The organism is Paenarthrobacter sp. (genome assembly GCF_031180005.1).
GTDB lineage: Bacteria > Actinomycetota > Actinomycetes > Actinomycetales > Micrococcaceae > Arthrobacter.
Genome location: NZ_JAPSHI010000001.1, coordinates 323,049 through 335,664, shown reverse-complemented (window position 1 = coordinate 335,664; position 12,616 = coordinate 323,049). Strand labels below are relative to the sequence as shown.

Here is a 12,616-nt window from a genome sequence, read left to right as displayed (position 1 = left end):
GCTTACACACACATGTAGGCAACGTCACAGTAGGAAACTGTGCCTTTGCCTGGGGGAGATCACGAATTTTCCCTGCTCAACTCCACGACACATAGGAGGCGGAATGCGTTTCTCGCGCACTTCCAAAGCTCTAGGCGTAGCGGCGATCATCGCCCTCGCAGCGACCGGTTGCGGGGGCGGTGGCGGCAGCGATACAAACAACTCGGCCGCAACTGACCCGAACAAGGTCATTTCCGCATACAGCAACGAACCGCAAAACCCGCTGCTCCCCGCCAACACCAACGAGGTGTATGGCGGCCGCGTAGTCGAGTTGCTGTTCGAAGGCCTTCGTGCTTACGACGCCAGCGGCAAGCCCGTCAACGCACTGGCGGAGTCCATCGAAACCGAGGACTCCCAGAACTGGACCATCAAGGTCAAGTCAGGCGCCAAGTTCACCAACGGCGAGGCCATCACGGCCAAAACGTTCGTTGACTCCTGGAACTTCGCTGCCCTGAGCACCAACCTCCAGAACAACGGCTACTTCTTCGATTCCATCGAAGGCTATGCCGATGTCAGCGCCGTCAATGAAACCACGGCCGCTGATGGCAAGAAGACGTCCACTCCGGCTCCGACCGCTCAGACGATGTCAGGCCTTGCCGCAACAGATGACCAGACCATCACGGTCAAGCTGGTCCAGCCCGAGGCTGACTGGTCGCTTCGCCTGGGATACTCCGCCTTCTACCCGCTTCCTTCCGAGGCCCTTGCGGACCCGAAGAAGTTCGGCGAGAACCCCGTAGGCAACGGTCCGTACAAGTTCGAGAAGGAAGGCGCCTGGGTCCATGACCAGCAGATTTCCCTCGTCAAGAACGCTGACTACAGCGGGCCGCGTGCTGCCAAGAACGGTGGCGTGACCTTCAAGTTCTACACGGATCCGGGCCCGGCATACACGGATCTTCAGGGCGACAACCTTGACGTCACGGACGTTCTGCCGTCCAATGCGCTGAAGACCTACACCACAGACTTCCAGGACCGTAACTCCACGAAGCCCGTTGCCAACAACTCCACTCTGAACATCCCGGGCTACAACCCGAACTTCCAGGGTGAAGCCGGCAAGCTGCGCCGTCAGGCACTGTCCCACGCCATCAACCGCGACGAGATCACCAAGGTAATCTTCAACGGAACCCGCACTCCGGCAACCGAATTCACCGCGCCTGTGCTGGATGGGTACACCGATTCCATCCCGGGCAACGATGTCTTGAAGTTCGATGCGACCAAGGCAAAGGAACTCTGGGCAGAAGCCGAGAAGCTTCAGCCGTACGACGCCTCAAAGCCGCTCCAGATTGCTTCCAACACTGACGGTGGAAACAAGGAATGGATCGACGCCGTTGCCAACGGTTTCAAGAACAACCTCGGCATCGAGTCGGAAATCCAGCCTTTCGCCAAGTTTGCTGAAGTTCTGGACCTGCGCAAGTCGCAGTCCATTCCCGGCCTGACGCGTGCCGGCTGGCAGGGCGACTACCCGTCCCTCTACAACTTCCTTGGACCGGTTTGGGGAACCAACGCCTCGTCCAACTACGAGAAGTACTCCAACCCGGAGTTCGACAAGCTGCTCAAGGAAGGTCTTGGATCCAAGACTCCGGAAGAGGCTAACGCCAAGTTCAACCAGGCACAGGAAATCCTGTTCGAGGATCTCCCAGGCCTTCCCCTGTGGTACTTGAACCGTCCGATCGTGTGGAGCAACAACGTCGTCTCAGCTGACACCGGCTGGAATGGCGGAATCCTCTACTACAACATCGAGGCCAAGTAGTCCTCAGGATCTGAACTTGCCATGCGGCAGGGGGTCCGGCCAATGCGCCGGGCCCCCTTGCTTGCCCGGCAGGAAGGCACAAATGACACAGCAACGCCCGACCAACGGAGAGGGGTGACCCGTGGTTCGCTACATTTTGCGAAGGCTCCTTCAGGTGATCCCCGTCTTCCTTGGGACCACACTCCTTGTGTATTACATGGTCTTCGCCCTCCCTGGCGATCCAATCGCCGCCCTTTTCGGGGAACGGCAGCCACCGCAGAGCGTTATTGACACACTTCGCGCGCAGTACAACCTGGATCAGCCGTTCTGGGTTCAGTACGGTATCTTCCTGAAGAACATCTTCACCTTCAACCTCGGTGTCGACTTCACCCAGCAGCCCATCGCAGACTCCTTGGCACGGGCATTCCCCGTGACTGCGATGCTTGCCATTGAGGCACTCATTATTCAAGCTGTCTTTGGTATTGCCTTTGGTGTCTTCGCCGGTCTTCGCAGGGGCAAGCTGTTTGATTCCACGGTTCTGATCGTCTCGCTCGTAGTCATCGCCGTACCCACATTCGTGCTGGGCTTCGTCTTCCAGTTGGTGTTCGGTGTCCAGTTAGGCTGGGCCAAACCCACGGTGGGTGCCAACGCAGACTGGGGCAACTTGCTTCTGCCGGCCTTCGTCCTTGGCCTGGTTTCGTTCGCCTATGTCCTTCGTCTAACCCGTGCAACCGTCAGCGAGAACATGAACGCCGACTATGTCCGCACGGCAACGGCCAAAGGGCTTTCGCGTCCCCGGGTCATCATGGCCCACATTCTGAGGAACTCGTTGATTCCGGTGGTTACCTACCTCGGCGCCAACCTTGGCGGGCTTATGGGTGGCGCGATCGTCACCGAGGGCATATTCAACATCCCGGGTGTAGGTAATAAACTCTTCCAGGCCATACAACGCAGCGAGGGTCCCACCATCGTTGCGATCGTCAGCGTCCTGGTTCTGGTTTTCGTCATCACCAACCTTCTGGTTGACCTCCTGTACGCCTGGCTTGACCCGAGGATCCGCTATGACCAGTAACTCCGAACACTTCGTGGCCCCGGTCGACGAGACCCCGCTGCAGGCCACTGATTCCGTCAAGACTGATCAAGCCCCTGTGAGCCTATGGGCCGATGCTTGGCGCAAGCTGCGTCGTCGCCCGATGTTCATTGTTTCCGCTTTTCTCATCCTGCTCCTGACCACCATCGCTTTGTTCCCTGGCCTCTTTACCAGCGTTGCCCCCAACAATGATTGCCAGTTGGCTAATTCGGAGGGAGCGCCCACGGCGGGTCATCCACTTGGTTTCACTTTGCAGGGCTGCGATGTCTATTCCAGGGTCATCCACGGTACACAGGCTTCGCTTTCCGTAGGTGTCCTTTCTGTGATCTGCGTTGTGATCATCGGTGTTACCTTCGGCGCGTTGGCCGGGTACTACGGCGGGTGGCTGGATGCGGTCCTGGCTCGCGTTGGTGACATCTTCTTTGCCCTGCCGATCATTCTTGGCGCACTGGTAGTCACTCAGCTTCCCTTCTTCAGGGAAAACCGTGGCGTCTGGACAGTGGTCATCACCATATCTCTCTTGGCTTGGCCCCAGATGGCGCGTATTACCAGAGGTGCAGTCATTGAGGTTCGAAACTCGGACTTCGTTACTGCAGCCCGTTCCTTGGGTGTCTCCAAGTTTGGGGCGTTGCTGAAGCACGCGCTGCCGAACGCCTTGGCACCGATTATCGTGCTGGCCACCTTGGAGCTCGGTGTCTTCATCGTCCTGGAAGCGACGTTGTCGTTCCTGGGTGTTGGATTGCCCACCAGCGTGATGTCGTGGGGCAACGACATCTCCGCGGCTAACGCGTCCATCCGTACCACCCCGGGAATCCTGCTTTACCCGGCAGCAGCCCTGTCCATCACCGTCCTGAGCTTCATCATGCTTGGCGACGCCGTCCGCGATGCTCTTGATCCCAAGAGCCGTCAGCGCTAAGGAGGCGAACATGACTTCTGCCGACATCAGAATTGACGAAGCCACGGCACCCGTAAAGCCAATCCTTGAAATCAGGGATTTGGCCATCACCTTCAAGACCGGCTCAGGTGAGGTCAAGGCCGTGAAGAACGCGCACTTGACCATCATGCCGGGTGAAACGGTGGCCATTGTGGGGGAGTCGGGTTCAGGAAAGTCGACGACGGCGCTGGCCGCCATCGGCTTGTTGCCCAACAACGGACGCGTCTCAGGCGGGCAGATCCTGCTCGACGGGGAAGACATCTCCCATGCTCCTGAAAAGCGCATGATCGAGCTTCGTGGCAGCCACATTGGTATGGTCCCCCAGGACCCGATGTCCAACCTCAACCCTGTATGGAAGATTGGCTATCAGGTCAGGGAAACGCTGAAGGCCAACGGTCGTCCGGACGGCCCCAAGGACGTTGCCCGTGTCCTGGCGGAAGCCGGGCTTCCCGACGCAGAGCGTCGCGCCAAGCAGTATCCTCACGAATTCTCCGGCGGTATGCGCCAGCGTGCGCTGATCGCCATCGGCCTGAGCTGCCAGCCCAAGCTGCTCATTGCTGACGAACCCACGTCGGCGCTGGATGTCACGGTTCAACGCAGGATCCTGGATCACTTGGACACCATGACAACTGAGCTCGGCACTTCAGTGCTGCTCATCACACACGACCTCGGCTTGGCAGCCGAACGTGCTGACAAAGTGGTGGTCATGTACCAAGGCAATGTTGTTGAGGCGGGTCCTTCCTTGGAGCTCCTCCGCAATCCGCAGCACCCGTACACCCGCCGCTTGGTGGAGTCGGCGCCGTCCCTTGCATCACGCCGAATTCAGGTGGCTAAGGAGCAGGGGGTCGCTTCCGGTGACCTCCTGGCGCCGGTTGCCGCAGACGAGAGCCGTGTTCAGGACGACGTCCTCCAGATCAAGAACCTCCGCAAGGTCTACAAGTTGCGCCAGGGTCTGGGCAAGTCCTCGGACTTCGCTGCTGTTGATGACGTCAGTTTCAACGTCAAACGGGGAACCACCACAGCCATTGTGGGGGAGTCCGGATCTGGCAAGTCCACGGTCGCCAAAATGGTCCTCCAGTTGGAAAAGCCTACTGAGGGACAGATCATCTTCGACGATGTGGACACCGCGGGGCTTAAGGGCAAGGAACTCTTTAAGTTCCGTCGCCGGGTGCAACCGATCTTCCAGGACCCCTACGGTTCCTTGGATCCGATGTACAACATCTTCAGGACCATTGAAGAGCCGCTTCGTGTGCACAAGATCGGCAGCGCGGCCAGCCGGGAAAAGAAGGTCCGGGAACTGTTGGACCAGGTGGCCCTGCCACAGTCCATGATGCAGCGGTACCCGAACGAGCTTTCGGGTGGCCAGCGGCAGCGCATTGCCATTGCGCGGGCTTTGGCCTTGGATCCGGAAGTCATCATCTGCGATGAAGCGGTCTCAGCATTGGACGTCCTTGTCCAAGCTCAGGTGCTGAACCTGCTGGCTGACCTTCAGGACAATCTTGGTTTGACGTACCTGTTCATCACCCACGACCTCGCGGTGGTCCGGCAGATCGCGGACCACGTCTGCGTGATGGAAAAGGGCAAACTCGTGGAGACGGGCAGCACGGATGATGTCTTCGACAACCCGCGCGAGGCCTACACCCAAGCACTCCTGGATGCCATTCCGGGCGGTTCGCTCCTGTTGCCACCCGCGGTGGCCTGACCGACGTCGAGCGTTTGATGGTTGGTTAGCAGAAGAGCCGGTGGTTCCCTGGGAAGGGAACCACCGGCTCTTGCCGTTAAACCTCGTGTTGCGGGGCCTGCTGTGCGCGTCATAGCGCTCACGAGGCGCGCAGAGCGGGCCCCGCAACGCGCGCTCTAGTGGACGAGGCGCGCAGAGCGGGCCCCGCAACGCGCGCTCTAGTGCGCAGGGACAGCTTCAGGTGTAGATGCCGGTGTGGAGGCAGCTCTGTCCGGGCGCGCCGTAAGGCCAAGCGCAGTGAATTCGCGAGCCAATGCAGCGCCTAACTTTGCATGTCCGGCCGGCTTCAGGTGCACGCCGTCCTGGAGATCCCCGATTGCGTTGTAGCGGGTGAGCCAGTCGCCCGCGCTGACGAACGGTATGCCGTGCTTGGCGGCGATGCGTCCCAGAAGGGCGTCGATTTCAGTACGGCGTCCGCCTCCGTTGCTCACGCCCCTGGCAAGGGTTCCAATCATGGCCAAGGTGGTGCCCGGGTAGCGTTTCTTCAGGGCGGCGAGAAGCCGCTCGGCGTTGCTGGTGATCTGGGCGTCCGTGGCGCGTTGGGTGGCATCGTTGCCGCCACCCTGGACCACGATCAACGGTGGATCACCGAAGGGCAGTACCCAGTCGCCGCGCTGCAACGCGTCCATGTAATTGCCGGTCTTTCCGTTGGTGGCCACGTAACCCGTGCCACCCATGCCCACTACGTGCAATTTATAGCCCATGGCTGCGATGCCCTGCTGCGGCCAGGAATCCTTCGGCATTGACTGGGAATCGCCAATGAGTACCGCGGTGTGGCGCACGTCCGCGAGAACCAGTTCGCTGCGATTGTTTGCGGGGTTCTTGTATAGCGAGCCCACGGGCAAGTTGAGCGAACTGGGGGCAGGTGCAATCCTGAGCGGTTTGTCGGCGGCGGCTGTTTGCGCAGGCCCGGGCGTGGTTGATCCAGAGGGGGCGGTCGTTGGTGCTGGGCTTGGTCCGCAGCCTACCGACAGAACGCTTATGGCGATCAATGGTGCGAGCATACGGAACACGGCCGGAGCTTGTCGCATCATTGTTCTCCACGTGGCACTGGTTCTGCAGCCCATCTTGGTGCACAGGGCAGGGAAAATCCAGCATCCAGACTTGCCTTTATGCAACATCACAACAGTGTGAGCAGCACCACATCCCAGCCCTGAATGGCTTGCTTTTTAGGCTCAGAAATGCAACTGCGTTTAGACTGGATGCAGGTGCCCTGTGTCCCGGGGTCTTTTCGCTGTGTGTTCCGATCAAGTCGATCAGGTATGCGCGCGGATACAAACAGCTGACTTCACCACTGAATCGAGTCATTAACGCATGTCTGAAACCATCACCAACACTGCGTCGCGGAGCGATCTGCGCAACGTCGCGATCGTCGCACACGTTGACCACGGTAAGACCACCTTGGTCGACGCCATGCTCAAGCAGACCAACTCCTTCGCTTCCCATGGTGAGGTTGAGGACCGTGTCATGGACTCCGGTGACCTGGAGCGCGAAAAGGGCATCACCATCCTCGCGAAGAACACCACGGTTGCGTACAACGGCCCGTCGTCCAACGGCGAGACCATCACCATTAACGTCATCGACACCCCTGGCCACGCCGACTTCGGTGGCGAGGTAGAGCGCGGTCTTTCCATGGTTGACGGTGTCGTCCTGCTGGTCGACTCCTCCGAGGGCCCCCTGCCCCAGACCCGCTTCGTGCTCCGCAAGGCCCTTGCCGCGCACCTTCCGGTCATTCTCCTGGTCAACAAGACCGACCGTCCCGATGCCCGCATCGACGAGGTTGTCCACGAGTCCATGGACCTGCTCCTGGGCCTCGCTTCAGACCTCGCTGACGAAGTTCCGGACCTGGACCTGGACAAGGTCCTCGAAGTTCCCGTCGTCTACGCAGCCGCCAAGGTTGGCCGCGCATCCCTGGACCAGCCGGACAACGGCTCTGCCCCGGAGAACGAAGACCTCGAGCCTCTCTTCAAGACCATCATCGAGCACATCCCCGCTCCGACGTACAACCCGGACGGCGTGCTGCAGGCACACGTGACCAACCTGGACGCATCGCCGTTCCTTGGCCGCCTCGCCCTGCTCCGCATCTACAACGGCACGCTCCGTAAGGGCCAGACCGTTGCCTGGGCACGTGCAAACGGTGAACTCAAGAACGTCAAGATCACCGAACTGCTCGCCACCAAGGCCCTGACCCGTGTGCCTACCGAGTCCGCTGGCCCGGGTGAAATCGTTGCTGTCGCCGGCATCGAGGAAATCACCATCGGTGAAACCCTCACGGACGCCGAGAACCCGCAGCCGTTGCCGCTGATCACCGTGGACGATCCCGCGATATCCATGACCATCGGTATCAACACCTCGCCGCTGGCCGGCAAGGTCAAGGGTGCCAAGGTCACTGCCCGCCAGGTGAAGGATCGCCTGGACAAGGAACTGATCGGCAACGTCTCCATCAAGGTGCTCCCCACCGAGCGTCCCGATGCCTGGGAAGTCCAGGGCCGTGGCGAGCTCGCGCTGGCCATCCTGGTTGAGCAGATGCGTCGCGAAGGCTTCGAGCTGACCGTGGGCAAGCCGCAGGTTGTCACCAAGACCATCGACGGCAAGCTGCACGAGCCGATGGAACACATGACCATCGATGTGCCCGAGGAATACCTCGGCGCCGTCACGCAGCTCATGGCTGCCCGCAAGGGCCGCATGACCAACATGGCCAACCACGGCACCGGCTGGTGCCGCATGGAATTCATCGTCCCTGCGCGTGGCCTGATTGGTTTCCGTACCCGGTTCCTGACGGACACTCGTGGCGCCGGCATCGCTGCCTCCATTTCTGAAGGTTACGAGCCGTGGGCCGGACCGATCGAATACCGTACCAACGGTTCGATGATTGCCGACCGCGCAGGCGTTGTTACGCCATTCGCCATGATTAACCTGCAGGAGCGCGGTTCCTTCTTCGTGAAGCCCACCTCCGAGGTTTACGAAGGCATGATTGTTGGCGAGAACTCCCGCGCCGATGACATGGACGTCAACATCACCAAGGAAAAGAAGCTCACCAACATGCGTGCCGCTTCCTCAGACACCTTCGAAAACTTGACGCCGCCGCGCGATCTCACTCTCGAAGAGTCCCTCGAATTCGCCCGCGAAGACGAGTGCGTCGAGGTAACCCCGGATGCCATCCGTATCCGTAAGGTCATCCTGGACTCCAACGAGCGCGCCAAGGCCAACCGCGCCCGCGCCAAGTCCTAGTCAGTACTGGTCTGAACCAGTTCGGAACAGCTGAATGAAGAGAGGAGCCGCCGGTTCGGTCCGTGGAATTGCCACGGCCGTACTGGCGGCTCTTTTCGTTGCCCTGGCCGGCACCGTACTGCACCGGCAGACTCTGCTCTGGTCCGGCGTCGAGCTTCCGTCGGGCGTGGCCGCCGCCTTGCTGTTGCTTGCGTCCGTGCAGTTGTGGCTCGCTGCATGGTCCCGCTCGGTGATTCCGACGGCGGTGGCTGGCGTGGTGACTTATGCCGCCGTCGGCGTCCTGTCTTCAGCCGGCTCCGCCAAGCAGTTGATTCTTGGCGACCCCGTGGGAAACGTGTGGGTCTTCGGCATCGGCGTAGTGACGTTAATCATGCTTGTGGTTGTTAATCGGCAGGTCGTCAGTCGGCTGCGACGCGAACGGACTGCCGACGCGGCGGCGGCGGTGGAACCTCTTTCGCCGCGATAACCATTGCCAACGGAATCTCGACGTCGGCTGTACGGGTGCGGACGGTACAGGAACCCTCAGTGGTTCCCACCAGATAGCCCAAAGCGTCCGTTAATCCGTCCTCTATCCTGTACCTGACCACCACCCGGATGCCTGGTTCTGCTGCGAGGAGGAATTGTCGGGGCGGCAAGTTCGGGGGAGTCACCGTTTCATACTAAGACGCGGGCTAGGTTGGCGTCAGCGCACTGTTGGATAATAGGCTCGGAAGTTGAGTGCCCGGCATGATGCCGGCCGTATTACCCCGGCCATCGCCGGGACAAACCGTGGAGAGGTCTGGGACGTGACGTACGTAATCGCGCAGCCGTGTGTAGATGTCAAGGACAAGGCATGTATTGAAGAATGCCCTGTCGACTGCATTTACGAAGGTGAGCGTTCCCTCTACATCCACCCCGATGAATGCGTCGACTGTGGAGCCTGCGAACCCGTGTGCCCGGTTGAGGCCATTTACTACGAGGATGACACCCCGGAAGAATGGGCCGACTACTACAAGGCCAATGTGGAGTTCTTCGACGACCTCGGTTCCCCGGGCGGTGCCGCCAAGATCGGTAACACGGGTAAGGACCACCCGTACATTGCTGCACTGCCCCCACAGAACCAAGACCACTAGGCGGTAGTTTCTTTGATTTCAGCGGCGCCCGCTTTCGGCCTGAACCTGCCTGACTATCCGTGGGAGGCCATGGCGCCGTATGTCGCCACGGCCGCCAAGCACCCTGGCGGGGCAGTGAATCTCTCCATCGGAACGCCGGTGGACCCTACTCCCGGGTTGATCCGCGAGGCTCTGGCCAACGCTGCCGACGCCCACGGCTATCCCACGGTTCACGGTACGCAGGCCTTGCGGCAAGCAATTGTGGCCTGGTTCGCCAAGCGTCGTGGCGTCCCGGGACTGGACCCCAAAGACGTCATGCCGACCGTGGGCTCCAAGGAGCTCGTGGCGTGGTTGCCGTTCCTGCTGGGTTTGAGCGCGGGCGACGTCGTTGTGCGGCCCACAGTTGCCTACCCGACCTACGACATCGGCGCCTCATTGGCAGGTGCCACGGCCGTTGCCGCTGACGATCTGGACGAACTCGATCCCGACACTCGCGCGAAGGTCCGATTGGTCTGGATCAACTCACCGGGCAATCCCACAGGCAGCGTCCGTGACATCGAGTCGCTCCAACGGATAGTCGGCCAGGCCCGTGAGCTCGGAGCAGTGGTGGCCTCTGACGAGTGCTACGCAGAGCTGGGCTGGGGCGAATGGGATGCCCAGCGTGGTGGCGAAGCTGTCCCCAGCATTCTGGACCCCCGGGTTACCGGTGGTTCCACTGATGGCTTGCTATGCGTCTACTCGCTCAGCAAGCAGTCCAACCTTGCCGGGTACCGTGCCGCGTTCGTAGCCGGAGATTCGGCGATCATGGCCAATCTGGTCAACAGCCGCAAACATGCGGGCATGATCGTTCCCTACCCTGTGCAGGAAGCCATGCGCGTCGCTTTGGGCGATGCCGGCCATGTCCTGGCCCAGAAGGACCTTTACCGCGGACGCCGCGAGAGGATCGTGCCGGCGCTGGAGAAGTTTGGACTGAAAATCCACGAATCCAAGGCCGGCCTGTACCTCTGGTCCACCGCCGGCGAAGCCACGTGGGACACGGTAGCCCGCTTCGCAGAACTTGGCATCGTTGTAGGCCCGGGCGTTTTCTATGGAGATGCCGGAAATGGCTTTATCCGAGTGGCGCTCACCGGCAGCGACGAGCGAATTGACGCCGCTGTTGAACGGCTTGGCACGGCCTCATAACAATGCTGTGACTTGCACCACTAATAGCGTCATTCCGCCAGTAACCGGACGGTACGGATTAGTTCCGTAGGGTTACTGGCGGTAGCTTTTTAACTGACTATCAATGGTGGCCTTCTCTAAGAAAGCACTTCGGCCGTTGGAGCCCTGCAACAGTAGGGCCGAAGGCGGCGACACCAGAAGGTTGTTGGACAAGCGTTCGATAGAGGCCCTGAGGCCTCATGAAGGGGACTCCATGACTGAGACCACCAGCGCGACACTGCGCCATGCCGGCGGCGAACTCGAACTGCCGCGCATCAAGGTTGTAGAAGGAAACGAAGGTTATGACGTTTCCAAGCTGCTGAAGCAGACGGGCGCCGTCGCCTACGACCCCGGCTTCATGAACACAGCGGCCACCACCTCGGCCATCACTTACATCGACGGCGACGCAGGTGTACTGCGTTACCGCGGTTACCCCATTGAGCAGCTCGCGCAGCACTCGAGCTTCCTCGAAGTTTCCTACCTGCTGATCTACGGCAACCTCCCCACTCCCACGGAGCTGGAAGAGTTCGATCAGCGCATCCGCCGCCACACGCTCCTACACGAAGAGCTCAAGGGCTTCTTCGGTGGGTTCCCGCGTGACGCCCACCCCATGCCGGTGCTTTCTTCGGCTGTTTCGGCGCTGTCCACGTTCTACCAGGACTCGCTGGATCCCTTCAACGCGGAGCACGTTGAAGTTTCCACCATCCGCCTCATGGCCAAGCTCCCGGTTATCGCTGCCTACGCGCACAAGAAGTCAATCGGCCAGCCGATGCTTTACCCGGACAACTCCATGAACCTGGTGGAGAACTTCCTGCGCCTTAGTTTCGGCCTCCCCGCCGAGCAGTACGAAATGGATCCCGTGGTCGTGAAGGCCCTGGACCTTTTGCTCATCCTGCACGCGGACCACGAGCAGAACTGTTCCACGTCCACCGTGCGACTGGTGGGCTCGTCCAATGCGAACCTCTTCGCGTCGGTGTCCGCCGGCATCAACGCCCTCTTCGGCCCCGCCCACGGCGGCGCCAACGAGGCCGTGCTGAAGATGCTCCGCCAGATCCAAGCCGACGGCATCAAGCCCGAGGACTACATGGAGAAGGTCAAGAACAAGGAAGACGGCGTCCGCCTCATGGGCTTCGGACACCGCGTCTACAAGAACTACGATCCCCGTGCCAAGATCATCAAGGCAACGGCACACGAAGTTCTGGGCAAGCTCGGCGGCAACGACGAACTGCTGGACATTGCCATGCGCCTTGAAGAGAAGGCACTGGCTGACGACTACTTCATCCAGCGCAAGCTGTACCCGAACGTCGACTTCTACACCGGCCTCATCTACAAGGCCATGGGCTTCCCGGAGAAGATGTTCACCGTCCTGTTCGCCATTGGACGCCTCCCGGGCTGGATTGCCCAGTGGCGCGAAATGATCAACGATCCCCAGACCAAGATCGGCCGCCCGCGGCAGCTCTACACAGGGGAGCCGGAGCGCAACTACCCGGCCAACTGATACGGCAACAGCGTCAATAACGACGGCGGGCCCCCCCCCCGCGGGGGGGGGGGGGGGCGCCGGCGG

The 12,616-nt window shown here is 60.6% G+C and carries 10 protein-coding genes; 9 read left to right on the top strand and 1 reads right to left on the bottom strand.

Translation table 11 applies throughout. The features are described from left to right. Positions 1-103: 103 nt before the first annotated feature. From RIF72_RS01515 to RIF72_RS01500, 4 genes are all read left to right on the top strand, one after another. A complete protein-coding gene (locus RIF72_RS01515; protein WP_309073129.1) occupies positions 104-1,786 on the top strand; it encodes an ABC transporter substrate-binding protein in 1,683 nt (560 codons plus the stop codon). Between the two features lie 121 nt (positions 1,787-1,907). Next, the gene (locus RIF72_RS01510) at positions 1,908-2,837 is read left to right on the top strand and encodes an ABC transporter permease (RefSeq protein WP_309073128.1); all 930 of its coding nucleotides are present in this window, start codon (positions 1,908-1,910) and stop codon (positions 2,835-2,837) included. Further along, positions 2,827-3,771 carry an ABC transporter permease gene (locus RIF72_RS01505; protein WP_309073127.1) on the top strand — a complete coding sequence of 315 codons (945 nt, stop codon included), beginning with the start codon at positions 2,827-2,829 and terminating at the stop codon, positions 3,769-3,771. The genes RIF72_RS01510 and RIF72_RS01505 overlap by 11 nt, the downstream gene beginning before the upstream one ends. A gap of 10 nt (positions 3,772-3,781) precedes the next feature. Beyond that, a complete protein-coding gene (locus RIF72_RS01500; RefSeq protein ID WP_309073126.1) occupies positions 3,782-5,491 on the top strand; it encodes an ABC transporter ATP-binding protein in 1,710 nt (569 codons plus the stop codon). A 197-nt stretch (positions 5,492-5,688) separates the two neighbouring features. Here the strand turns inward: RIF72_RS01500 and RIF72_RS01495 are convergent, their stop codons facing one another. Further along, positions 5,689-6,651, bottom strand: coding sequence for an SGNH/GDSL hydrolase family protein (locus RIF72_RS01495; protein ID WP_309073125.1), 963 nt, complete (start codon positions 6,649-6,651; stop codon positions 5,689-5,691). A 193-nt stretch (positions 6,652-6,844) separates the two neighbouring features. Here RIF72_RS01495 and typA point away from each other — a divergent pair, with 193 nt between their 5' ends. From typA to RIF72_RS01470, 5 genes are all read left to right on the top strand, one after another. Continuing rightward, positions 6,845-8,761, top strand: a complete 1,917-nt coding sequence (gene typA, locus RIF72_RS01490; protein WP_309073124.1) for a translational GTPase TypA — start codon at positions 6,845-6,847, stop codon at positions 8,759-8,761. A 34-nt stretch (positions 8,762-8,795) separates the two neighbouring features. Further along, positions 8,796-9,227 (top strand): hypothetical protein, encoded by a 432-nt coding sequence (locus tag RIF72_RS01485; protein WP_309073123.1) that lies wholly within the window; start codon positions 8,796-8,798, stop codon positions 9,225-9,227. A 319-nt stretch (positions 9,228-9,546) separates the two neighbouring features. After that, positions 9,547-9,873: a ferredoxin gene (gene fdxA / locus RIF72_RS01480; RefSeq protein WP_017200392.1), complete on the top strand. Its 327-nt coding sequence runs from the start codon at positions 9,547-9,549 to the stop codon at positions 9,871-9,873. A 12-nt stretch (positions 9,874-9,885) separates the two neighbouring features. Then, entirely contained in the window at positions 9,886-11,034 is a 1,149-nt protein-coding gene (gene dapC, locus RIF72_RS01475) for a succinyldiaminopimelate transaminase (protein WP_309073122.1), read from the top strand. A 232-nt stretch (positions 11,035-11,266) separates the two neighbouring features. Then, positions 11,267-12,550, top strand: a complete 1,284-nt coding sequence (locus RIF72_RS01470) for a citrate synthase (protein WP_026005754.1) — start codon at positions 11,267-11,269, stop codon at positions 12,548-12,550. Positions 12,551-12,616: the final 66 nt, after the last annotated feature.

What these genes read in the sequence shown, in the direction of transcription:
- RIF72_RS01470 (WP_026005754.1), top strand. Translation starts at nt 11,267, where the DNA reads ATGACTGAGACCACCAGCGCGACACTGCGCCATGCCGGCGGCGAACTC.
- RIF72_RS01505 (WP_309073127.1), top strand. Translation starts at nt 2,827, where the DNA reads ATGACCAGTAACTCCGAACACTTCGTGGCCCCGGTCGACGAGACCCCG.
- RIF72_RS01495 (WP_309073125.1), bottom strand. Translation starts at nt 6,651, where the DNA reads ATGTTGCATAAAGGCAAGTCTGGATGCTGGATTTTCCCTGCCCTGTGC.
- RIF72_RS01515 (WP_309073129.1), top strand. Translation starts at nt 104, where the DNA reads ATGCGTTTCTCGCGCACTTCCAAAGCTCTAGGCGTAGCGGCGATCATC.
- typA (WP_309073124.1), top strand. Translation starts at nt 6,845, where the DNA reads ATGTCTGAAACCATCACCAACACTGCGTCGCGGAGCGATCTGCGCAAC.
- RIF72_RS01500 (WP_309073126.1), top strand. Translation starts at nt 3,782, where the DNA reads ATGACTTCTGCCGACATCAGAATTGACGAAGCCACGGCACCCGTAAAG.
- RIF72_RS01485 (WP_309073123.1), top strand. Translation starts at nt 8,796, where the DNA reads ATGAAGAGAGGAGCCGCCGGTTCGGTCCGTGGAATTGCCACGGCCGTA.